The following is a 23,773-nucleotide window of genomic DNA, read 5'->3' on the forward strand; positions in this document are numbered from 1 at the left end:
TTTGTTGATTACATGATTTCAATTTCCAGATTATGATATGGATTTAAAAGAGAATCAGTTGGTGACAACTCTGTTATCAAAACATCAATATTGTTTACATCGCAAACTTTAATAGGCTGAACGCTGTTTATCTTTTCAGAAATAGTAAGGCTGATAACTTTTTGAGAAGATTCTATCATGCTTTTTTTAACCTGCACAACTTCCCAGTCGTTATCGGTAATTCCATGCTCGCAATCAATGGCGTTAATTCCCATAAAGCAGAGATCAGCCCTTATTTGTTTTATTTTGTTGACAGCTTCGCTACCAGTAGTGATTTTTGATTTTTTTGAAATTTTATCGCCAATAACAATTACATCGATATTGGGATAATTCATGTATTCCAGAATGGCAGGAATACTACCCGTAATAAATGTTGCTTTCAATTGTGGAGGAAGCACCCTGGCTAACTCAAGAATAGTGCTGCCACCACCCGTTAAAACAAACATGCCATCTTTTATGAGCGAAACGGCTTTTTTTGCAATAACCGTTTTTTGCTGGTGGGAATAAACGTTTTTGGGAGAATAAAATACCCGGTTAAATGAATTAGATACGGCGCCGCCATGCACTTTTATCAGTTTGCCATTATCTGAAAGCTCCTGCAAATCTCTTCTTACCGTATCTTCCGAAACCTGTATTTCCTGGCATAAAACAGAAGACAAGATACTATTATGAAGGTTTAGCTGGTGCAAAATATAGAAATGTCGTTCTTTCTTAAGCATTATACGGCAGCGTTAGTAATTATAAATATAAGTTAAAAAAAATATAAAAACCAGCAAAAAACAGCAAAAAACAGAAAATATATTGATTTAAACAGTATTCCCTCTTTCATCTGTGACACGCCATGCCTATGACAGAAGCGCTCAGGTTTTGCGCACACGCCATTGCAAAGCAGATTAGTGACTTAAGAGAGAAGTTGTCATATATCATGGAGCTTTTAACTACGAAGCAATTGAGCTGAAGTATTTATGGAAGGAATCATGCCCACTTTTGTTACATGCCGAAGGATACCACGCTATTCGACATGTTCCGCAGGACATGTCGAATAAAAGATAACAAGGGATTTTAAAATCTCTCAATCGACTGTTCATTGTTCAGGATTAAAATCCATTTAATCTATCGTTCGAGATGTCCTGCGGAACATCTCGAACAGCACTGTAACTGCTGGATCTAAATAAGCCAGCAGTTTAATAAAACTTCTTCCATATCCTATAAAACTAAAAAGCCTGAGCTATGAGATTAAATACTAACTATTACACTGCAATTAATCACCATTTGAGTAGTCAGGAATTTTTTTGAACTACTTAGTTATAATCTGATGAGAGTTTAACCAAGAGGAGTCCAGTGCTTTTTTGGTATAATTATATAACAAATCTTTATCTGCGGCTACGTTTCGAGTTATCATAACCTTTCCATCTTCACTAACTTTATTCTTTACCTTATAATAATCCAATACCAATTTAAGTTTCCTGTAAAATGTATCATTCACCTCAAATTTGTGATACGTATTTCCCTCGAATAAAGTCGGCCGAAACTCAACATAACTATTTTTATTAAAAACAAAGAAAGCCGTTCCTATGATTGCAATTAATACTAAATACAAATACTTGTTTCCTTTAGTCTTCATAACTTATTTTTTAGTTCCATTTAAAATCAAATGAGTCAAACCATTATGGGCGTATCGTTATTGTTCCTGAGATTTTTGATGACCAGCCACGCTATTCGACATGTTCCGCAGGACATGTCGAATAAAAGATAACAAGGGATTTTAAAATCCCTCAATCGACGGATCATTGTTCAGGATTAAAATCCCATTAAATCTATCGTTCGAGATGTCCTGCGGAACATCCGAACAACACTGGTCATAAAACCTCGCTCCTAAATCATAGTCGTCTAAACCGGAACCATCGCTAAACTCCGTTATGCGACAGTTCTAGCAATAGCTAAAACTATTATTATCAAAAAGCAAAACCAAAAAAAAAGCCAAAGCCAAAAGAAAATTTATTACTAGGATTATTAGTCCATTGTAATAATGGATAACCTTGAAGAATAGTGCCATATTTATTCATGTATCTATAACCAAGGCTTACAATATATGCGGATTCAAATTTTTTATATATCACCGGAGGCGAGCCAGTTGAATCTATGAATTCAGGTCCAAATGCAGCAGTATAACCAACTCCCAGTTGCGCAAAACTGCTTTTTCCTCCAAAAAGACCATAGAAAGTTAAAGGGATAAAGGAAGTTCCTTTCATTTTTTTTCCATTATATTCACTTCCTGGATTGAAGCCTAAACCAGAGCTTAAAGTATAAATCATGGTTTGACCCTCATTAGAAAATATTCTCCTTTCATAATTCGCTGATATAATCCCCTACTATGTCCAATACAGCCAAAGAAAACATCTTGTTTTAACGGCATACGATATTCCGACATGGACTGAGCATTCAGATTGCGAAGTTCTAAAATACCAATAAGAAAAACGACTACTTTTTTAGCTAAATTCATAACCTAATTGCTGCGCTTAATCTTACCTAATTCGATTGAAGCATTCTGATATCCCAACTTCTTACCCACGCTATTCGACATGTTCCGCAGGACATGTCGAATAAAAGATAACAAGGGATTTAAATTCCCTGAATCGACTGATCATGTCCACCATTAAAATCCATTTAATCTATCGTTCGAGATGTCCTGCGGAACATCCGAACAGCACTGTCACTTTTTAACTCGCCAGAGCCTACAACGGGAAGCAACAAACGACTTTAATATTCAATTTTGCAGAAAATATTCTGGAAAACAATTTCGATTTTGAAATTCCGGTTATCCGAAGCTAAATCTGATGAGAAGGCAATAAAAAAAGCCCGCAAAAACTGCGAGCTTCAAAATTTGGTTGCGGTGAGGGTGGGATTAGAACCACCCTCAAATTTGTGACAAACAGGTAGGTTAACACATACTTTCGAAACAACTTCCCAACTGCGTTTTTATTTTCAATTGGGGCAATTGGGGATTGTTTTCCAACCACCTGTTGGCGAATCAATATTCAGAAGACAATCTGGAACTGGATTTTCTTCTAATACTACAATTTGGTTAGGTTTGTCAGGCACCAATTTTATAAAAAACTGTTTCCCAATGTCATTGGAATTTAAATGACTGGTACCCCTAGTATTGTTATACTCCTTGCCATCAAATAAGTATTTAATGGTAATATTTAACCCTCCTTTGCGGCCTTCAACATCAACTAAAGTTCCTTTTAGATAAACGCCATATGTATTGATCCTGTTATTTAAATAGACCTTATACAATCCAAGCATTGTAATAATAATTAAGAAGCCCCAAAGTACTTTCATGCGATCTGTTGAGTTTTCAGAACTTATTTCCATATACTATTTTTTCTTAGTTTTTACTTCATCCTGAAGCGCTGCACCAACATTGCCAGTCACAATATCGGAAAACATGTTAACAGCTGGAGCCTCTCCGAAAGTACCAATAGTTGATTTAAATCCTTCACCAAAGATTCCAAATTCTTTTACATTCATAAGCTTTTGTCTGCAAGGTGTCCAGATAAGCATTTATTTCCTTTGCATCCTCTTTTAGGCCCGTTGCCCTTCCGGAGTGTGGGTTCCAGCGAGAATGCTCCCATTTTCTTCGACATGACAACTCCTTTGGAACGCCGTCAACGGTAATTCTCAAATAAACATCTTTAGGCCCAGTTTTATAATTTTTGGGCTTTTTTAAAAAGAATAAGAGACCGATACCTTTTTCTAACATGATCACAATTTTTTCGATTAACAAATATGAGAAAGTGATCATTTGAAGACAAGATGTTCAATTAATGAACCCCTTACTGGGCGTGAGTTTGGTGAGAACCCGTTGAGTCATTTTTGGACTTCTTAAATACTCAACGATTTCCCCACTTTTATTATGAGATATTTTGGGCTTTTTTGATAGGGCGTAAAAACAAAAAAGCCCGCCAAATCTGCATTTGTGGGCTTTTGAAATGATATGTATATCTACTCTGCGGTGAGGGTGGGAAATGAACCCGCTCCGCAATATCTTAATTAGCAATTACTTGGAAGCCGTTATATTGTTCTGTTCAATGAATCGTTCACTACTTAAACTTTACAATGTAAGAACTTAAAATCCACGATAAAGTTAGCTAATGATTAACCGCGGAAGCAAATGTGTTAAGTTTTTATTTTACCTTCTCGTCGTGTGCGATCGGATAGACCTTTACCCACAATGAACTATTAAACAGTTGGTCATTTGTTTTGTACGAACAAAAATTATTAACCGCACCAATCTTCGTCCTTTTTTCCAAACTTACGGAGATGTGCATTTTCAAATCTTCAAATTAGCTTGCAAATGTGTTCCCTCAATAATTACAGGAGTGCTTTGATTTCCTGGACAGTATTTGCAAATTCTTTCTTGTTCTTTACATCTTTTTCCCATGCTAATTCACGCTCACAAAGATCAACCTCTTTAATAATTGTTGCACCTGGCTTGCCATCTTCCTGTGCAAGAATAAAAGTAGTATCGGCTAAGGCGACAGAAGTTTCGATATCGTGCGATACAAGAATCAGGGTCTTAAGCTCGTCCGAGAGGGATACTTTTAACAACAACTCTACCACCTTCTCCAGCATTATAACGTCAAGTCCGGAGAACGGCTCATCGAGCAATAAGAAATTCGAACCGTTCAACAACTGTTGAATTATGCTTGCACGTTGCCTTTGACCACCGGAAAGTTGCTGAGGATATTTATTTAAATGCTCAGTTAAATTAAAAAGTTGCGCCTGTTGGTCTATCTGATCTTTTATATCTGTTGGCTTAAGCTGAGGGTTTTTCTTTGCCGCCAGCTCTAATGACTGCCTTATGGTTCTCCACTCAAACAAATAATAATTCTGAAACACAACCCCCATATCGCCCTGCATGATTGGTTTGTTATCGATGCCCGTAACAGTGCCGGAAGTGGGTTTTTGCAAGCCCGAAAGTATTCTGAAAAGCTGCGTTTTGCCAATGCCGCTTCGTCCAAGTAAAGAGACTACCTGGCCCTGAGTAACACCCGGCCTTACAATGTTTTTGATACAAAGATCAATATCACGCAACACCTGTTTCTCACCAAAGAAAAGATTGATCTTCTCTGCTTTTAACAAAATTTCTTCTTTGCGATATTCCATCATTGCTATTGTGTTTGAAGTTTTGTGTAAGGGAACAACCATTTTTTTAGAAACCCTAATAAGAAATCGAAGAATAAGCCAAGCAGAAATATTGACAGCTGGATAGCGAGCACATTGCCCAGATCGTTGTACTTGTTATATTTTATAAGTAACGTGCCTATTCCTCCTTCACTCATGCTCAGTCCTTCAACCATTGTTATCATTAACCAGGAAATGGCAAAGTTTTGCCTAATAATTTCCAGCACCTGGTCCGCTTTACCAATAATGATTACCTCATAAAGCGTTTGCCATCTGTTATACCTGAGCGTTTTGCACAGATCGTATTCCTGGTTTTTAATCGATGTAATGACTGATAAAAATGAAGTCACAAAGAATGGCACTATACCAAAAACGAGCAGAGACAGTTTTAACTGGCTGCCATCCTGGGTAAGTAATGTGAATACGAAAATGAGTCCGGTTAAGGTAAGATAACGGCATTTGACGAGAAACTTTGCAAGACCGCTAAAAAATGGCACTACCGACAAATAAGCAAAAAATAAAGTTACCAAGATCGATATGGCCATAGCCTTTAACGTTAGTACCAGGCTGACCAAAATATTGTCCCAAAAAACTTTAGTAGGCAACAGCGCAAAAAAGTTTTCGGCAATTTTAATTGGCTTGGGAATTAATCCATGTGACAAATTATGCCACAACATAAGTGCAACCAGGAGCTGGCCGATAACCAGAAGATATATCACCTTGCGGCTCATATTTGCAAAAGGTGCAAATAATTGTTTCATAAGATGCGTTTAAAAAAATAGTTATAACACTGTTACGTTTGCGAACAATGTTATAACTATTTCGTGATTTAAAAATTATTGTCCTAACACGACCTCAACTCTCCTGTTTTTGGCGCGTCCCTGTGCTGTAGCATTGTCAGCAATAGGTTTTGCGTCGCCAAAGCCTTTGTATTCTATCTGATCAGATTTTAATCCTTTTCTCATCAGGTATTCTTTAACAGCCAAGGCTCTTTTTTCAGATAGAGGAATATTTGTAGCATCGGTACCTACGTTGTCAGTGTGACCGTATACTCCCATTTTCAAACCTTCTGCTACCACGGCAGATTCAAATATTTCGTTGAGCAATTGATAGGAAGATGGTTTTATTGTAGCGGATCCTGTTTCAAATTCTATCGAATATGATTTTGAAGAAACAGTGTTTGTGATCTTATCTGCATACTGAGCAACCATAGCTTTACCCTGCAACAATTCAGGGTGGTTTGCTATCACCGTGCTCAGGAATGACTTGTCAACTGCTTTTTCATATGGTACAAATGTTGGCATGATTGCAGGGTACATTTTCACCATAAGATTTCCAAAAGTGTTGTACACTGCTTTGTAACGGTCAATTTTATCTTCACCCAAACCATACATGTTTGCCATATCTGCAAGGTTGAAAACCATAGATCCACCCAGGTTGACAGAAAGCCCTTGAATGTCTTTTTCTTCCATCCCATTATAATATTTTAACCAGTAGTCAGCGTCTTGTTCATTGTATAATTTGGCGCTTACTTTGGCAGCAAATTGTTTTGCTTCGTTAAACGAACGTACCTGGTCGCCCGCTTGTGCAAGCGCTATGATCATATTCTCAACGTCTGTACGGTGATCATAGGCCCATTTTTTAATCGCAATGGTTTGGTTGGGCATTTGTGTTGAATACTGCTTAGTGCTAGCCAGTGTTATCAGGCCGCCTTTTTTCTTTGCTACGTTTACATCTCCCGGGGTCCAGGTTGCAACAGCATCAACATTTACAGTAGTGTCTTTACCGGTTGTTCTTCCGTCAACAACAATTTTTCTTTTCTCAGAATAACCTGTGATATACTTATTGGGAGCATCTAAAAAGTCATTAGCTGCAATAAGATTTACTGCAGTAGCATCGTAAGTTGTTTCATCAGGGTTTACTTTTATGTTGTTGTCGCTCGCCCATTTCAACAGAATGTTTACGTCACCATCTCTCAATACGCCGGCCACGCATTTACCTATTGCATTTTGTGGATTTTGTTTCCATGATGGCGGCGCCATTACCTGGTCCTCACCGTATGATTTACCATGGGTTACAGGAATAATGATTGGCTGGTATTCCGGTCCCAATGGTTCCAGTTCTTTTGCAAGTGATGTCATAAACGCAGGCATACCATCTCCCATAAATGTGATAAGTATTCCATTTGCATTTGGATTATTTTTATAATCGTTCGCAAATTTTACTAGGTCCGCCATCTGTTTATTACAATCATCCTGGCGTACATAAGTTATGTCCAGGTGAGCGCTATCGAACAAAGATTTTTTTGTTGTACGAACACCGCCGTTTGCATACATACCTGCAAACTGGCTGTTCCACGCCATGCGTTCCCATGTTATTTGGGTACCGCCATTGATAGCAGCCTGATCTGATGGAAGCGCTATCATTGTAGCATTACCAGATAAAGAAGCTTCAGGCGCATCAGGCAACGTTACTTTTCCTAAGTCAACGGCTTGTTGTGCTGCCTTGGGTCTTCCCTGGTACCAGCGAACACCCACGATTCCTACGGCTACGACAACTCCTATGATCAGAAGCTTGCCTGCAGGTTTTAATTTTACTGCCATGTGTATATGAAGTTATGAGGTTAATTAATCCAATAATCCTTTGTACCGTTCATGTATTTGAACATCTTTGAGCTTGCCGGTATTCGCATTTGCCCGAAGCGAATTTTCTGAATAATTGAAATTCGAATTGATATCAAACTGGTTGATAAGTTCAATCGCCTGTGCAGATTTTGCTTTGTCTTCCAGCGTTCTGTCGTCCATAAAGCGGGATGTTACATCAATCGCAGATTTTATATTGCCAATTTTTTCTCCAATTCTTTGTTTCAAAATTGCAAGTGCCTTTTCTGCGTCTCTGTTAAGGTCATCATCGCCGCTAAATGCTTTCATAGCGCTTGAAACAGCTGAAAGGCCCGTGGTTACAGAATAGTAAAGATCTTTCTTTGCTTCTAGATCAAGCTTTGCATCTTCCAGCATAATGCCACTCTCTTCGTATGCCGCATCTGCAAACGAAACAAGTTTGTTAAGATCGCCTACTATTGGAGATATATTATCAATATATTCCTGGTTACGCAAAACATTATTTGCATAAAGATCAATCTGTTTACTTGTTGGATTTTCGTTTTGAAGTATCTTAACCTTTTGAACGTTTAGCTTAAGCTCTTTTTCTTTTTCATCAAGTTTGCCCAAAAGCTCACTTTGCTTGCCTTTTAACTTTGCAGCTTGTTTATACAGCGTATCCCTGTCCTTTTGACCCTGTTCTATTTTTGCTTCAAGAATTTTGAAAGGGTTTAATTCAATTACCCAACCGAGTGTATAGGTAGCAAGAAATTCAGATAGATATTTAATGGCCCGCCAGAATTTTTTGTTCGTTACCAACATTAATAACGCAACTAGCACCACTCCGCCGATGATAAGGTTAATCATATTCCAGGTAACGCTTACGAGCCACGGCAATACAAAGGTCAAAAACACATATGCTAGCCCTATCACGAGACTTCCGCCTACGATGAAAGTGGCTACGTTTTTGGGTTCGGAAAAGAAACCAGTTCCGGGTTTCTTTATTTCGTTTGACATAAAGGGTATAGTTAAATGTATTGTTTGATTTTTTCTATATCAAGGTTTATCTTATTCAGCATATTCTGAGATTCGCTGTTATAGCCGGCTGTACTGTTGTTCAGTTTCGTTTCATTTTCTTCTATCTCGCCGGTAAGCAGACGGGTTCTATTTTCAAGATCCTGGATCTCGTTTTGCATTTGTTTGATCTTCTGATTATTGTTTTCAATCTCCGTTCTTTTGCTTGCTATTTTATCTTTAATTGTAGTGTCTACAGTCGAATTAAAGTTTTGCGCATCAGCCTTTAATATATCAATATATTTTTGGGCACTGCTGAGAAGTTGGGTTTTATCAAGCCCCTGAACAGAAAGCCCCGCAAAAGCAGTTGTAAACCTAGCCTTTTCATCAGCAATGCTTTTCATGGCATCCACCATTTTGAAAAATTCAAAATAGTCTGGCCCAGGAAAATTAGAATCACTAAATAATTTATCGAAATACTGCCGGAATTTTTCTACGCTTTCAGCGCTGGCAGGCTCTTGAGAAGGCTGTCGTGGCGACTTTGTTTGCACTGCTGTGTTGTTGTGCCCTGGTTCTTGTTCTTTTTTCTCGTTGTCATTAACTTCTACGAAGGCGGACAATATCTTCTTACCAAAACTCATACGGCGTTCTTGGGGGTTTGGAAAAGGTTATGATTTTTTTTTCAAATCGAAAAGGGTTTTGTAATACTTATTAACTTACTCATAAGCATTGAAAACAAAGATGGGGTATTGCTTTTAATTCTCCAAATGCAAATTTGCCTTGTGAAATAAATGTTTAAAGTGTGGCAAATCCAGATATAGCCTTGTCCGGGACGTTCAAATTTAAATCGATCCGCGATCTCAAATATAAACATTTCACATATTAATCATGACAAATCATGAAAATCTGCCAGCCAACTAAGGCCATTCAGGCGGGTGCTTCATCACTTTTATGTAATCGTTATTTTTAATTTAAAATATTATCTCTTCCTAATAAAAAATCGACTGTCAAATAGGTGTAATAGGGTACAAATTCTTTATTTAACTCTAAATAATATTCATTTTCCAACTAGTTCCTTTCGAACGAGAATTTTAATCCGCTTTCATTTAAATCTAATTTTAAAAACGTCATGAGCTTTCGCCTAATTAAAAAGTTTATTTGAGAACTGTTCACCAAACTTTTCAGACGGAACGACAGGTTCCAACCCCTTTTGTATCGCTACATGGAAGGAATTCTGCCACTCTTTGTTGCATGCCTAATGATATCGTTTATCAATGACATTAATAATACTCTGAGGGAATCGAACCTAAATTGAATACCGTTTGAATTCAATCTATTGCAAACTAGACAAAATTATGTTCAATGAATTGTTCACTCTGAGCAATACAAGGCATCCAATCTTTAATTTAAGATAATAGTTGTCGTATAGGTAAGTTTAAGCACACATCTTCATAATATCTAGTTGTATTCGACTTGGCTTTATCCATAAAACAAATGATGGGAGTCAATTAAAATAACATTCCTATTATCCTCTCAACACTTCATTTACTAGGAGTAAAATAATGTTTTGCCAAAAGAATTTATGATCCAGATAAAATAATTGGCAAATTTCTAATACGCTCCTTCTGCTCCCTTATAGCGAAGATATTATGCTGCCCTTCGAAAGCAAGGCCTGCGCTTTCGTTTCACTTCGCTTGCTCCTTCGGAGTTGATGCGGAAAATCTTCCTCCCGGTTGGCCGCCTTCGGCGTGCATGTTAGCGGGAGTGTATTTCCCTTCCAAGCCTTGACTTTCACGCGGTCAGCCTTAATGCCGGGTTGCTACAGGTTTGTGAACGAGGCGATCCAGCCGAGTACTTCAATAAGAATTGAAGAAAAAGACTCCAGGTATCCTCAGCAAATATTCAACTGTAAACCAGGCAGCGTATGTACAACAACATTCAACTATCAAAACTTATGTTTCTCTCATGGGAGATTCAACGCAAAAGAAAACTAAACCGCACGAATGCACTTCGTTCAGCATGGGCAATCCTTCAAAATGAAGACATCACCATTTATTACCTGACAAGAAGATTCAGCCACACCCACTACCCCAACAAAGTAGCATCCCAAAACCTCACACTATTTAACCGATAAGCATTTATTCACTTCTAAATATTACAGTTATGGAAATCACCAGCAGATTAACAGCAGACGCAACAACAGCGACATTAAAAGACGGTCGCGAAGTAGTAAACTTTTCCATTGCGATCAATGACCGCTACAGGCCAAAGGGACAAACTGAAGTGGTTACAAAAGTAACCTATATCAGTTGTTCTTATTGGAACAACACTACTGTTGCAGGTTATTTGAAAAAAGGCTCGGTAGTCGAGCTTTTTGGAAAAATAGGTTTGGATGTTTGGCTGAACATGGACGGCCAACCGAAAGGTTCCCTCAACATGCACGTGCAACAGTTGAAGTTTTTTACGCCTTCCCGTATTGAAGGGAACAATTCCTTTAACGAAAATCCTGCAGAAGAAGAACCGAAGGAAAACCTACCATTTTAAAACCGTCGCGTGGCACGGGTTCACTGCGCCACGCAGTTTTCAAATGTTCAAAGAAAATTTATTCAAACAATCTAAATCTGAAGATCATGGCACACAATATAAATTTCAACTTAACAACAGGCAAGCATAGTTTTTTTAGTGTACAGGAAAAAGCATGGCACGGACTAGGTACAATAGTGGAAAATTATCCAACCAGTAAAGAAGCCATTGAATTTGCGGGACTAAATTACACTGTTGAAAAAAGACAGTTATTTACCTATGATCTTCTTATCTAAGATTCTGGCATAGTGTTGCGTTGTCTTAAGATTACGATGTCCTAGCATTTTTGCAACAGTTTCAATTGGGACACCATTACTCAAAGTCACCGTTGTTGCAAACGTGTGACGAGCTATGTGAAATGTTAGGTTTTTAGAAATGCCACATAAGTCAGCAATCTCTTTCAAATAAGCATTCATCTTTTGATTGCTAAAAACAGGCAATAATGCATTCGTCCGAATGCATTGTGGATGGTCAATGTATCTTTTTAATATTTCAACTGCGGGAGGTAGCAATGGAATTCGAGCGGTGACTTTGGTTTTCTGTCTTTTACTATCAATCCACTGCTCACCATCAACGCCGGTAATTATTTCTGAGCGATCCAATTTTTTGACATCTGCATAAGCGAGCCCGGAAAAACAGCTGAAAAGAAAAATGTCCCTCACCAGGCTTAGGCGCTCAATACTAAACTTCTTCTCTCCTAGTGTTTTTAGTTGTGTTTCTGTCAATGCTACTCTTTCCACTTCCCGTCTTGACATGTTGAATCCAATAAAAGGATCTTTCTGTAACCAACCGTTTCTAATGCACCTGTTGACGATCTTCCTGAAATTGCTCAGATATTTAAGCGCGGAGTTGTGATCACATTTGCGGACACTTTTAAGCCAAAACTCATATTCACAAATAAACTCATAGTTTAATTCTGAAATATCCATGTCCGTTATATGGTAGCGTGCCTGTAGAAAGGCTTTTGTGTGTGACAGAGTTCTTTGAAAAAGTTGCAAAGTCCCTTTGGCGTATTCCTGTCCAACTAACGATTCCATTTGTTCATTGTGATGCTGAAACACCTCCACAATCGTATGGCGATTACGAAGCACATCGATTCCTAGAATTAACGACTTAATATTTTCAGCGGTAACAGATCTATTTAATTCAATCAACTGTCTTTTCGCTTCGAATACCCGTTGCTGTAATGTATCAAGATATTGGTTGAATAGCTTTGCATCCTCAGTTTTGCCATTGAGTCGTCCAGTGTCATAGTTCCATTTTTGCAAGTCACATTGCCTTTTGGTACTAATCTCAACTGAGCGGCCGTCAACAGTAATTCTTAAATAGATGTCGGCTTCAACTTCATTCTTCTTTCTTGATTTTCTAGGGAAAAATAATAGTCCAAAACTTCTGTTCATAAACACTCATTTTTATAGTTTAAAAATAGACTTAACGCATAACAAATAACATACATGCGTTCTTACAAAGTGTTAATAAACATCCCGTTGTGTAGGTTTCAGTGAACAGAAGTTAGATTAAGTAACTGTTCACCGATTTGTTCACTGAACTATAGCTAAAAAGTGCTATAAAGTGGAGACAGGCTGGAAATGAAAAAGCCTGCAAACACTTGATTTTGCAGGCTTTCTTAATAATGCTTTATCTAAAAAAATAGATATCAGCGGTGAGGGTGGGATTCGAACCCACGGTACAGTGTAACCCGTACGACGATTTAGCAAACCGTTCCTTTCGGCCACTCAGGCACCTCACCAACCTTGTCCCGATTTACAGGAGGGAGGCAAAAGTAAGACTTCATCACATACAATCCAAAAACATCGCTAAAAGTTTTTTTAGGTTTTGAGTTTTAAGTCTTGGGTTCTAAGTTCTGGGACTACATTACAGTCATAAAACATCTTATATTAGGCATTTATGCGCTTAAAATCACGCTTTTTATGTTGGAAACATATAATATCTATCTCTCACTTTCAGCCGGAAATGAAATCGCGATTTCCACAATGGCTTGCCTAATGTCGCTTCCCAACGATTGAGTTCGGTTTTCAAATCTGTTACTTTATCGGGCAACGTGGCGGAGAGGTCATTATGCTCGCCGGGATCTTTGGAAAGATCATACAGGTATTCCACTTTGTCCCGCTCGTTTATGTACAACTTATAATCTCCTTTTCGTATTGCTTTCGAGTAGCCATTGCGCCAGTACAAAATATCATGTGGCACGTTGCTTTTCTCACCAGTTACAAAAGGAAGCAGATTTACGCCATCATACACTTTATCAACAGGCGACGCAATGCCCGCGGCAGCAACGGCCGTTGAAAAAATATCAAGCGTACTTACCGGCGATTGATAAGTTGTTCCTGCCGGAATTTTTTCGGCATAACTCATAATGTATGGCACTTTTATGCCGCCATCAAATTCACACATCTTGCCTCCTTTTAGTGGCTCGTTGTCGGTGGCTGTTGTATAAGTGGCACCGCCGTTATCACTGGTAAAAATGATGAGCGTGTTTTTGTCGAGGCCGGTTTCTTTAAGCTTGTTTATTATTTTTCCTACTGCATTATCAAGCGCAGTAATCATCGCATAATACACTTGCTTTTGCGGTTCAGCAATATTTGCAAATTTTGCAACAATGTCTTTCGGCGCCTGGAAGGGCGTGTGCGGCGCATTAAAGGGCACATACAAAAAGAACGGATCGTTCTTGTTTTGTTCAATGAATGCAACAGCCTCTTCTCCAAATTTGGTGGTGAGATATTCCGTTTCGTCTACAGGTTTTCCATTTCTTACCAATGCACTGTACTTACGCCTGAACCATGTTGGCTTATCCAGGATATCATCGATGTGCTGATCAACGATTGTCGAATCTTTTTCCAAAGCATACAATCCAGCAGCCGCGTAAAAACCATAGAAATAGTCAAAGCCTTTTGCATCCGGCAATTGGTAGTCTGCCACTCCAAGATTCCATTTACCTATGGCTGCAGTTCTATAACCATTTTTCTTTAATACCTGTGCAAGTGTAATTTCATCTTTTGGCAAACCGTTGGGCACCACTACAGAATCTCTTGAAAGATCAATAATGTCACCTTCTTTATGCGCTCTTTTGTAAAACTTTTTTTCCTGCAAAAGTGAAAGTTTTCCTATGGGCGCATCCTTTTCCTGGAACTCAAATCCAAAACGCTGCTGGTACCTGCCGGTTAGTATTGCAGCCCTCGAAGGACTGCAGATAGGAGATGTACAGTAGCCATTCAACATTTTTACGCCACTCATAGCAAGCGAGTCGATGTGGGGAGTTGGCACCAGTTTGTTACCATAAGTGCTGATGTCGTTGTATCCAAGATCATCTGCGAGAATGACTACAATATTCGGTTTCTGCTGCGCCTGCAGCATATTTGCGTTTACGCTAAACGCCAGGAGAAATGTGACAATGACTCTCAAAAACATGTTTACAAATTAAACAGAATTAGGAGCAATTAATAATTAATAAAGAATAATTAATAGGTGTAACACCAAAATAAGAGAACAGACTGTCTGTCATTTAACATCAATGTTAAGGCCGCACTCAGTCACGAATGCGGCCTTATTAATTTTTAATTATTAATTCGTCCTACTTTACTCTTTCTTCCGGATTGTGCAATTCAACAGGCTTGTTGCTTTTTTTGCGTATACGCATATTCAATAGCTCAACACCAAATGAAAACGCCATCGCGAAATACACGTAATTTTTCAAATGCATTTCATGAGCACCTGCGCTGTCCCACCCTTCAATGATTAATACTACACCCACCATCACCAAAAATGAAAGTGCGAGCATTTTTAATGTCGGATGTTTGCTGATGAAGTCGGCTATTTTCTGGCTAAACAGGAACATGATGAACATGGCAATAACAACGGCGATGATCATAATAGGAACGTGTTTTGCGATACCAACTGCGGTGATGATACTATCGAAAGAAAACACCATGTCTACCAAAATGATCTGGCCAATGGCTGCGCCAAAACTTGCTGCCGCTTTTACATCACCGCCTTCTTCGTAGCCTTCAAGTTTATGGTGAATTTCCTTTACCGTTTTATAGATGAGGAACAAACCGCCTGCAAGCATTACAAGACTTGCAAGGTCAAACCCTTTGCCGAAGATTTCAAATACAGGCTTACCTTTTTGTTGCACGAGCCATCCCAATGCAATCAGCAAAAGAATACGAACAGCAATACCTGCGAACATCCATATTCTGCGTGCGCTGAGTTGCTGGTTCTTAGGCAATCTGCCCATAATGATTGAAACGAAAATAACGTTGTCGATACCCAGTACTATTTCCAGCACTGTAAGCGTAAGTAAGCTGATAAGGGAATCAACGGTGAATAGATATTCCATTTGACAGAGGGTTGTTTGTAAATCAAAAGTAAAAATTAAAAAGTCAAAAACTTGGGAACCTCGCTTTTGACTTTTTAATTTTTACTTTTTACTTTTTTTTTTATTTAAAGGTCTTTGTAAATCTTCTTCACAATGGTCGGTCCTTCGTAAATAAATCCTGTCCATACCTGAACAAGATTTGCGCCTGCCTGCAGTTTTTCTTTTACATCGGCTCCGGTAAAAATACCGCCGCTTGCAATTACAGGAATTTTACCGCCAGACTTATCATGTATGTATTGCAAAACTTCTGTAGACCTCTTCTGCACAGGTTTTCCGCTTAGTCCGCCCATGCCGATCGCTTCTACTTCAGCTTTATCTGTTACCAGTCCTTCACGGCTTATGGTAGTATTGGTAGCAACAAGCCCATCAAGATTTATTTCCATTGCCAGGTCAATAACATCATCTATCTGGGATGTGGTAAGATCTGGCGCTATTTTTAGCAACAATGGTTTTGCTTGTGCCTTTTGACGATTGATGGTTTGCAGGTGCGATAAAATTTTGCGCAGCGAATCTTTCTCCTGCAACTCACGTAAACCGGGCGTATTGGGCGAGCTTACGTTTACAACAAAATAATCTACATAATCAAAAAGGGAATTAAAGCAGATCTCGTAATCCTTCCACGCATCTTCATTTGGTGTCACTTTGTTTTTACCAATATTTCCACCAATAATCAAATTACTCTTGCGTGCCTTCCACTGCTGCAAACGTTTTGCCACTACTTCTACCCCATCGTTGTTAAAACCCATGCGATTGATGATCGCTTTGTCTTTTGGCAAACGGAACAATCTTGGCTTATCATTTCCCGCTTGCGGTTTCGGCGTTACGGTTCCAATTTCCACGAAGCCAAAACCCATGGTTTCTAGCTCCCTTAAATACAAGGCATTTTTATCGAAGCCGGCAGCAAGTCCCACCATGTTTTTGAAATGCAATCCTAAAAACGACGTCGGCTGTGTGTTTGCCGGAGCAAACGACGAACCGATAATACTCCTTACAAATGGAATGGAACAAAGCGTTTTAAACGAGTTCATTGAAAAGTAATGAACGCCTTCGGGAGAGAACCGAAAAAAAATAGATCTGATTAGAGGATACATAGTGGCCGCGAAGATAAGGAGGAAGTTTTAAGTAATAAGTGGTAAGTAATGAGTGGTACAGATGCATCTGGCACCGCACTTAAAACTTAGTACCTACAACTTAAAACTTGTCTTTTTTCACTCAAAACTTTTCCTATCTTTGAAATACAAAGTTGCATAAACAACCATTTTTTAAAACCTTACGATTATGCAAGAAGCTTATATAGTGGCAGGATTTAGAACAGCAGTGGGCAAATCCAAACGTGGCGGCTTTCGTTTTTATCGTCCCGATGATCTTGCGATCAATGTGATCCAGGGACTGATGGCCTCTGTTCCTCAACTTGAGGCTAAACTTGTAGATGATGTAATTGTAGGAAATGCTGTACCTGAAGCGGAACAAGGTTTGCAGGTAGGTAGAATAATTGCAGCAAAAGCATTGGGCATTGAAGTTCCGGGAATGACGGTGAACCGTTATTGCGCCAGCGGACTTGAAACTATTGCAATTGCAACTGCTAAGATCAGAAGCGGATTGGCCGATTGTATTATCGCCGGTGGTACAGAAAGCATGAGCCTTGTGCCAACTGCAGGATGGAAAACAGTTCCGGCGTATAGCATTGCTACTACGGAGCCTGATTACTATTTGAGCATGGGTCTTACTGCAGAAGCTGTGGCAAAGGAATATAGTGTATCCCGCGAGGCACAGGACGAATTTTCATACAACAGTCACTTAAAAGCGATCAACGCGATTAAGAACGGATATTTTAAAAACGGGATCCTTCCGGTGAACGTTGAACAGGTATTTGTAGATGCCAAAGGCAAAAGGCAAACAAAAAGCTATGTGGTAGATACGGATGAGGGCCCAAGGGTCGATACCAACATGGATGCCCTCTCAAAACTGAAACCCGCATTCGCAGCGGGAGGAAGCGTTACTGCAGGTAACTCTTCACAAACAAGTGACGGCGCGGCTTTTGTAGTAGTAATGGGAGAAAAAATGGTGAATCAGCTGGGATTGAAGCCAATTGCAAGATTGGTGGGTTGTGCAAGTGCAGGCGTTCATCCGAGAATAATGGGAATAGGCCCCGTTGCGGCGATACCAAAGGTTTTAAAGCAAACGGGAATGTCACTTTCTCAAATTGATTTAATAGAATTGAACGAAGCATTTGCTTCACAGTCAATTGCAGTAATAAAAGAAGCAGGACTTAATCCTGAAATAGTAAACATCAACGGAGGCGCCATTGCCCTTGGACATCCACTGGGGTGTACAGGCACAAAGCTTACGGTTCAGATAACACATGACATGAAGAGGCTTAATAAAAAGTACGGCATGGTTACGGCCTGTGTAGGCGGTGGCCAGGGAATAGCCGGAATAATTGAAAATGTAAATTAGTGTATTGCATTTCAACACATGAGAAAACAAGCAGACCGGTCGCAGTTGTGACCGGTTTTTTGTTTGGTTGAACCTGGAGCGAACTAATGATTACTTGATCTCCAGACGTCTTATTGCTTAAAACTAACCTATAAATATTTTCTTGCATAAAACAACAATTTACAATTCCCTTTTATATTTTTACTCAAATAATAGACCTGCAGCCTTATCTAATTTAGCAAAGGATAGAAATCAATTTTTTAAATATCCAAAACCCTAACCTGAATGATTAGCTTGTTCATCATAGACGACCATGAACTGTACCTTGAGGGATTATCACTGCTGCTGGTAAGACAGTCGGGTATTGAGATAAGGGGCTCTGCAAGAAATGGTCAGGGCTTACTGGATCAACTTCCGGGTCTTGAGGCAGACATTCTGCTTCTCGACGTAAATCTTCCGGATATTGAAGAAGAGTTGCTGCTTAAGAAGATACGTGAAATCAAACCGGATCAAAAAGTGATTTATCTTACTCTTATGCGTGGGACACGTTACGTGCATAAACTCACAAAACATAAGGTACAGGGTTACATTTTGAAAAATGCTTCCATCCAGGAACTGGTTGATGCCATTACTACTGTACACAGTGGCGGAACTTATTTCAGCAAGGATATAGACGTTCTGTCTAACGATGATTTCAGGCACACCATAACCATCGACGATACTAAGGTTGAGGACATTCTTTCCAAAAGAGAAATTGAAGTACTTAAACTGGTTTGTAAAGAATATAGCAACGCAGAAATTGCGGAGAAACTTTATTTAAGTATAAGCACAATTGAAACTCATCGGAAAAATCTAATCTCAAAGCTGGGCGTTACTAATACGGTTGGTCTTGTAAAGTTTGCTATAAAAAATCGGCTGATAGACTAAAACTTTTGTTTTTTGTGCACTTGAAAGCACTTACCACACTACTACTGCTGTTTTGCACAACGCCTTTGTGGGCGCAGAAAGTGATCGACACTGCTGCGCTGCGTAACTTATATGATCATTGTCTCGACCTTGACGACGACAAAGCAGACTCGCTATATCATTACTCTCACTATATAGATTCCTGCTCAAAGAAGTTAAATTATAAGAATGGACAAATTTTTGCATTAAGGCTCAAGGGCATTTACTACGAATTTAAAAACGACTATGACAACGCTGTAAACTACTATTTGCAGTCACTTACAGCTTCACGCAAAGTTGACAACGCGTCATATATTTCCTGTGCATTGAGCGATCTTGCTACTGTGTATGCATCATACCTCAATCAGCCAGCCAAAGCAAAGGAAATGTATTTGCAAATACTTAACCTTCCTTCCAGCAACTCCATTAGCTCACGTGTCACGAATTATATCAACCTCGGCGCTATTTACAACATGCTGAATAAACCTGACAGCGCATTAGTGTACCTGGAAAGCGCAAGAACAATAGCTGAGCCTTACAAAAGCAAAATGGACCTTGCGAATCTTTACAATAACATTGGAAATGTGTATATAAAAAAACACAACTTCAGTAAAGCCATTGGCTATTTTCAGCAGAACAAACTTGACCATGAATTAAGCAATGAAAAGACAGATCTGTGGAGCGATTATCTTAACCTCGCAGACACTTACATCGGCCTGAAAAAATTTGATTCTGCGCAGTTATATGCTTTCAAATCTTTGGACGTTGCTAAAAAACTCACTTCACGAAACAAAGAAGCAGGCAGCTATGCAGTGCTGGCCAAGCTTTATAAAGAAAGCAAAAATTTTCAACAGGCATTTGAATACCAGCAAAAATGGTATCAGCTCGATACATCACTTGTAAATACAGAAACCAACAACAATATTGCGGAACTACAGGAGAAGTACAACGCTATTGAAAGGGAACATGAAAATAATTTACTGCAATCGCAGGTTGTAGCAGAAAAACTAAAACACAAAATCTACATCTACCTCGTGATAGCAGCGGGCTTGGTCATACTGGTTGTTTCATTTGCATTTCTTGAAAAAAGAAACAGCAATCAAAAGCTGGAGAAGGTGAACACCACCATCATGAAGCAAAACGAAAAGCTTGCTGAACTTAACCAGGAAAAAAACTCGCTGATCAGCATTGTATCGCACGATCTCAACACGCCTTTTTCAAGTATAAAAATATGGACGCAATTGCTGGAAGGGGACAAAAAAAATCTGACCTCCGATCAACAAAAAGCCATCGATAGAATTTATCAATCTGCAGAGAAAGGAGAACTGTTGATCAACAACATTTTGATCGTTGAAAAAGCAGGATTGCAAAATGAAAAAATAGTGCTGGAATCTTTTGACTTTCCTGACTTCATCAAATACCAGATCGAAAATATAAGGCCTATTGTAGCTACTAAAAATATCAGGCTGCATTTTGAAAGCAACTGGGAGGACATTACTATTCTCTGCGACAAATCATACATGCAAAGAATTTTTGAAAACCTCGTTACAAACGCAGTTAAATACAGCCAGCCGGGAAAAAACATTTGGGTAAATGTTGACCAGGACGAAAATGCAGTTTTTCTCACGGTAAAAGATGAAGGCATCGGTATTTCAGAAAAGGAAATCATGCAACTCTTCTCCCGCTACGGTACAGTTTCCTCAAAACCTACCAGTGGAGAGTCTTCCACCGGCTTGGGATTATACATTGTAAAACGACTTGCCGAAGAATTAAATGGCAGCGTAGTGTGCAAAAGTAAAATTGGTGTTGGGTCAGAGTTTACGGTGGCGCTGACGAAATAGTTAAGCTTAATTGAAAATTGAAAGTTGAAAATGCAAAAGGTCGAACATATCTATAATGTTCGACCTTTTGCATTTTATAGACAACAGAGAAGCTGAAACTTTCCCAAACATCATTTTCAATTTTCAACTAATAGAATTACTTCGCAATTTTCACAACTCTCTTAATAACCATCAGATTTTTATATTCAATCTTCAGCGCATAAACGCCGTTTGGTAAATTATTAAGGTCGCTGACGGTTACGTTTGTTAACCCTTTGATCACTTTTACGTCTTCTGTTTTTAAGAGCCTGCTGTTGTAGTCAAAAACAGAAACTTTTATTGTTCCATCAAGCGGAGAAATTGCATTGAACGAAATACTATTGCTGAACGGATTTAAGACAGACTGCACATCAAAACGCAATCCGGCAGGGCTCAGAATAATTGTTTTACTATAAGTGAACTGTGCGCCGTCCTGTACTTTAAGTCTGTAGTAAGCAGGTTGATCCAACTCATTTGGATCCGTAAAACTATAGGTTGTCCCTGCCCCATTAACACCTTTTCCATTTACGATCGTAACAGGAGCATAATGAATATTGTCGAAGCTTTTTTCCAAAGTAAACTTTGTATGTTCACTTTCTGTGCCGGAGGCCCAGACTATCTGCCCAATATTCTTACTGTCCAGTGTGCCGTTAAATCTCAGCAACGTTGTTTGCAAAACGTCGTTACAATTATTTACGTACACCATAATCGTTGTGCTGGCAATAAACGAGCAACTGGGATTCGACAAGTTCGCCGCCGACGTTGCAATTCTCAGCCTGTACATATGACCGTTATTGGAGCTATCACCAAGAAAAGGCGTATGGCCGATCCTGTATTGGTATTTGCCATCAACGATCTGATTCACTCCAACATTCGTCGTATCAAGCCTCCATGTGCTGCCTCTGTCGGTACTTTTTTCCCACTGCCAGTAAGTATAGTTTGCAAAATAACTGCTAATCAGGGCAGTAAGGTCCACCTGGTTGCCATAACAAACTTTTGCATTGCCTGTTGGTTGCATATCAAGATTAGGTGTACATGTTGAAACAGCAATATCATCGATTGCCCAGTCGTTACCACCACCACCGGGAGCATTGTTCCTTATTGTAAGTGTGAATGAAGTTTGACTAGGACCCGTTAAATATGTAAATGCCTTTTTAATCCATTTTCCCGTATAGGCAATATCGCCTGTTGAATAATAATCCACACCGTTCAACTGATACGTAAGATTTGGATGAACACCTGAAGAGTCCTTCGGGCCCGTGGGAATATATCCTGTACTGCTCGGACCCCGGCCTAAAGAGTCTGCACCGCACTTGGAACAAATGTTATACAACCATGATGATATCTCATAGTAAGTGTTAGGGCATAGATTTGTAACGGTGTACTGAAACGCGTAGTCTGTTTTATAACTTGCATTCACCACCATCATATATCCTGCATTTGGATTTCTGGCCGTATCTGCTGCAGAATTACCAGCATAAGGATCTGCCGCTCCCGTATGGTCACCTATAATATCCCACACATTAAATACGCGATGCGTTGTTGGTGTTGTATTATCAGGTTTTGCCCAGGCATTACTTGTTGTATACGCTTCCGTACTTGTGTTATTTGCTACGCCGTAATAGTAATCATTTGGTGTACCTGTTGTAAAAGTTTTGAATTGATAAGTTCCTGAAATAGCAGACGAAGCGCCGCGATTACGTGGTTTACCACTTCCAAACGTACCTGCGTATTCCATACCTATTGCGTTGCCTCCAACATAATTTTCACAAATACCGATGTTCTTAAAAACAGCAACTTTATTTGTAGCGAAAGCAATACTATTTAAAGCACCGCTATATTTATAAGTAAACTTTCCGCCGCCCACATCAACATTTGCCCCATACGTTGCCGTAACGATAACTTCATAGGAAGCAACCATTACACAAGTAGATCCCCACAGTGTTGGCTTATCAGTACTTTTCATTTGACCACGTCGACTTGCAGTTGCTGTTTTTAACGTTGATGTATATCCCATATTGATGGTGATAAACTTTCCAAGATCAATTCTTCCAGGATCATCAGTGGCAGCATCGGTGAAGGATTTCCATGTCTTTCCTTCATTGGTCAGGATGCGCAGAGAACCGGGAACATAAATTGCGCCGGTACGAACGGTATCATAAAACGCACAACTGTCAATGGTTGCAAGAGAGCTGTTAACAACGATGGTGGTTCGAATTTGAAGTGTATCTCCGGGTTCAACGGTTCCCCCGGTAGAGTTCTTTGTTTTGTTGACATACGTTTTTCCGTAGTCTGGCGTTTGAGAATAAGCTGCATTATAAACGATAAAAAAGAGTATAAGCAACCATATACGTAAGAAGAAACGTACAGCGTAGTGTAGAGGTTTTTTCATAGTAAATAGTTTTTCTAGGTGGATTAAAAATGTTACCTCAAACATATGACAAGTAAACAAGATCAACTATAGTAAATCTACCCGCAATAAAACTATTTTTACTATTATGTCACTATTTATATCTATCGTCGATCACTATACGCTCTTTTTGCTGTAGAAACTCTCTTAAAATTGACCTCAGTCAATTATTATTTTAATAACAATTTTTAGCAATATGAAAAAGCGGTGACAAGATCAATGTAACAAATATGCTTTCGGCATCAGGCATCGTTAGTTTTTGGTTTATTTACAAAAGAAAACCGGCTGAATTACTTAAGCC

General features: G+C 39.1%; 22 protein-coding genes and 1 tRNA gene. 6 read left to right on the forward strand and 17 right to left on the reverse strand.

From position 1 onward, the window contains the following. Positions 1 to 8: 8 nt before the first annotated feature. The 11 genes from QJ048_RS01305 to QJ048_RS01350 form a co-directional block, all read right to left on the reverse strand. The gene (locus tag QJ048_RS01305) at positions 9 to 758 is read right to left on the reverse strand and encodes a DeoR/GlpR family DNA-binding transcription regulator (RefSeq protein ID WP_282332513.1); all 750 of its coding nucleotides are present in this window, start codon (positions 756 to 758) and stop codon (positions 9 to 11) included. A gap of 578 nt (positions 759 to 1,336) precedes the next feature. Then, positions 1,337 to 1,663: a hypothetical protein gene (locus tag QJ048_RS01310; protein ID WP_282332514.1), complete on the reverse strand. Its 327-nt coding sequence runs from the start codon at positions 1,661 to 1,663 to the stop codon at positions 1,337 to 1,339. A 331-nt stretch (positions 1,664 to 1,994) separates the two neighbouring features. Continuing rightward, positions 1,995 to 2,354 (reverse strand): hypothetical protein, encoded by a 360-nt coding sequence (locus QJ048_RS01315; protein WP_282332515.1) that lies wholly within the window; start codon positions 2,352 to 2,354, stop codon positions 1,995 to 1,997. A 670-nt stretch (positions 2,355 to 3,024) separates the two neighbouring features. Then, positions 3,025 to 3,417 (reverse strand): hypothetical protein, encoded by a 393-nt coding sequence (locus QJ048_RS01320; RefSeq protein ID WP_282332516.1) that lies wholly within the window; start codon positions 3,415 to 3,417, stop codon positions 3,025 to 3,027. 3 nt (positions 3,418 to 3,420) lie between these two features. Further along, complete coding sequence (locus QJ048_RS01325; protein ID WP_282332517.1) at positions 3,421 to 3,573, reverse strand: hypothetical protein; 153 nt, start codon at positions 3,571 to 3,573, stop codon at positions 3,421 to 3,423. After that, positions 3,542 to 3,847 carry an Arm DNA-binding domain-containing protein gene (locus QJ048_RS23410; RefSeq protein ID WP_425607780.1) on the reverse strand — a complete coding sequence of 102 codons (306 nt, stop codon included), beginning with the start codon at positions 3,845 to 3,847 and terminating at the stop codon, positions 3,542 to 3,544. The genes QJ048_RS01325 and QJ048_RS23410 overlap by 32 nt, the downstream gene beginning before the upstream one ends. 569 nt (positions 3,848 to 4,416) lie before the next feature. Further along, positions 4,417 to 5,214 carry an ABC transporter ATP-binding protein gene (locus tag QJ048_RS01330; RefSeq protein WP_282332518.1) on the reverse strand — a complete coding sequence of 266 codons (798 nt, stop codon included), beginning with the start codon at positions 5,212 to 5,214 and terminating at the stop codon, positions 4,417 to 4,419. A gap of 2 nt (positions 5,215 to 5,216) precedes the next feature. Next, entirely contained in the window at positions 5,217 to 5,990 is a 774-nt protein-coding gene (locus tag QJ048_RS01335) for an ABC transporter permease (protein WP_282332519.1), read from the reverse strand. Between the two features lie 75 nt (positions 5,991 to 6,065). Then, entirely contained in the window at positions 6,066 to 7,832 is a 1,767-nt protein-coding gene (locus tag QJ048_RS01340; RefSeq protein WP_282332520.1) for an OmpA family protein, read from the reverse strand. 24 nt (positions 7,833 to 7,856) lie between these two features. Continuing rightward, the gene (locus QJ048_RS01345; protein WP_282332521.1) at positions 7,857 to 8,846 is read right to left on the reverse strand and encodes a hypothetical protein; all 990 of its coding nucleotides are present in this window, start codon (positions 8,844 to 8,846) and stop codon (positions 7,857 to 7,859) included. 11 nt (positions 8,847 to 8,857) lie between these two features. After that, positions 8,858 to 9,484 (reverse strand): hypothetical protein, encoded by a 627-nt coding sequence (locus QJ048_RS01350; RefSeq protein ID WP_282332522.1) that lies wholly within the window; start codon positions 9,482 to 9,484, stop codon positions 8,858 to 8,860. 1,283 nt (positions 9,485 to 10,767) lie between these two features. Here QJ048_RS01350 and QJ048_RS01355 point away from each other — a divergent pair. The 3 genes from QJ048_RS01355 to QJ048_RS01365 all read left to right on the forward strand — a co-directional run bounded on the left by QJ048_RS01355 (position 10,768) and on the right by QJ048_RS01365 (position 11,662). After that, positions 10,768 to 10,977, forward strand: a complete 210-nt coding sequence (locus tag QJ048_RS01355; RefSeq protein ID WP_282332523.1) for a hypothetical protein — start codon at positions 10,768 to 10,770, stop codon at positions 10,975 to 10,977. A gap of 29 nt (positions 10,978 to 11,006) precedes the next feature. Next, entirely contained in the window at positions 11,007 to 11,387 is a 381-nt protein-coding gene (locus QJ048_RS01360) for a single-stranded DNA-binding protein (RefSeq protein ID WP_282332524.1), read from the forward strand. 86 nt (positions 11,388 to 11,473) lie between these two features. Next, a complete protein-coding gene (locus QJ048_RS01365) occupies positions 11,474 to 11,662 on the forward strand; it encodes a hypothetical protein (protein ID WP_282332525.1) in 189 nt (62 codons plus the stop codon). On the opposite strand, the gene QJ048_RS01370 is transcribed toward QJ048_RS01365, so the two are convergent. The 5 genes from QJ048_RS01370 to QJ048_RS01390 all read right to left on the reverse strand — a co-directional run bounded on the left by QJ048_RS01370 (position 11,636) and on the right by QJ048_RS01390 (position 16,913). Beyond that, entirely contained in the window at positions 11,636 to 12,826 is a 1,191-nt protein-coding gene (locus QJ048_RS01370) for a site-specific integrase (protein WP_282332526.1), read from the reverse strand. The genes QJ048_RS01365 and QJ048_RS01370 overlap by 27 nt on opposite strands. A gap of 261 nt (positions 12,827 to 13,087) precedes the next feature. Next, a tRNA-Ser gene (locus tag QJ048_RS01375) sits at positions 13,088 to 13,176 on the reverse strand. 179 nt (positions 13,177 to 13,355) lie between these two features. Next, positions 13,356 to 14,855 (reverse strand): sulfatase, encoded by a 1,500-nt coding sequence (locus tag QJ048_RS01380; protein WP_282332528.1) that lies wholly within the window; start codon positions 14,853 to 14,855, stop codon positions 13,356 to 13,358. 163 nt (positions 14,856 to 15,018) lie between these two features. Beyond that, on the reverse strand, positions 15,019 to 15,783 hold the full coding sequence (locus tag QJ048_RS01385; protein ID WP_282332529.1) for a TerC family protein: 765 nt from the start codon (positions 15,781 to 15,783) through the stop codon (positions 15,019 to 15,021). Between the two features lie 104 nt (positions 15,784 to 15,887). Beyond that, positions 15,888 to 16,913: a quinone-dependent dihydroorotate dehydrogenase gene (locus QJ048_RS01390; RefSeq protein ID WP_282332531.1), complete on the reverse strand. Its 1,026-nt coding sequence runs from the start codon at positions 16,911 to 16,913 to the stop codon at positions 15,888 to 15,890. A gap of 187 nt (positions 16,914 to 17,100) precedes the next feature. Here QJ048_RS01390 and QJ048_RS01395 point away from each other — a divergent pair, with 187 nt between their 5' ends. The 3 genes from QJ048_RS01395 (at position 17,101) to QJ048_RS01405 (ending at position 21,044) form a co-directional block, all read left to right on the forward strand. Beyond that, positions 17,101 to 18,279 (forward strand): acetyl-CoA C-acyltransferase, encoded by a 1,179-nt coding sequence (locus QJ048_RS01395; protein WP_282332532.1) that lies wholly within the window; start codon positions 17,101 to 17,103, stop codon positions 18,277 to 18,279. 264 nt (positions 18,280 to 18,543) lie between these two features. Then, on the forward strand, positions 18,544 to 19,185 hold the full coding sequence (locus tag QJ048_RS01400; RefSeq protein WP_282332534.1) for a response regulator: 642 nt from the start codon (positions 18,544 to 18,546) through the stop codon (positions 19,183 to 19,185). Between the two features lie 14 nt (positions 19,186 to 19,199). Further along, positions 19,200 to 21,044 (forward strand): tetratricopeptide repeat-containing sensor histidine kinase, encoded by a 1,845-nt coding sequence (locus QJ048_RS01405; protein WP_282332535.1) that lies wholly within the window; start codon positions 19,200 to 19,202, stop codon positions 21,042 to 21,044. Between the two features lie 136 nt (positions 21,045 to 21,180). Here QJ048_RS01405 and QJ048_RS01410 read toward each other — a convergent pair whose 3' ends face one another. Beyond that, positions 21,181 to 23,454 (reverse strand): T9SS type A sorting domain-containing protein, encoded by a 2,274-nt coding sequence (locus QJ048_RS01410; RefSeq protein ID WP_282332536.1) that lies wholly within the window; start codon positions 23,452 to 23,454, stop codon positions 21,181 to 21,183. Positions 23,455 to 23,773 lie beyond the last annotated feature (319 nt).

The sequence above is a fragment of the Pinibacter soli genome (assembly GCF_029961145.1).
In the GTDB taxonomy this organism is placed as follows: Bacteria; Bacteroidota; Bacteroidia; order Chitinophagales; family Chitinophagaceae; genus Pinibacter; species Pinibacter soli.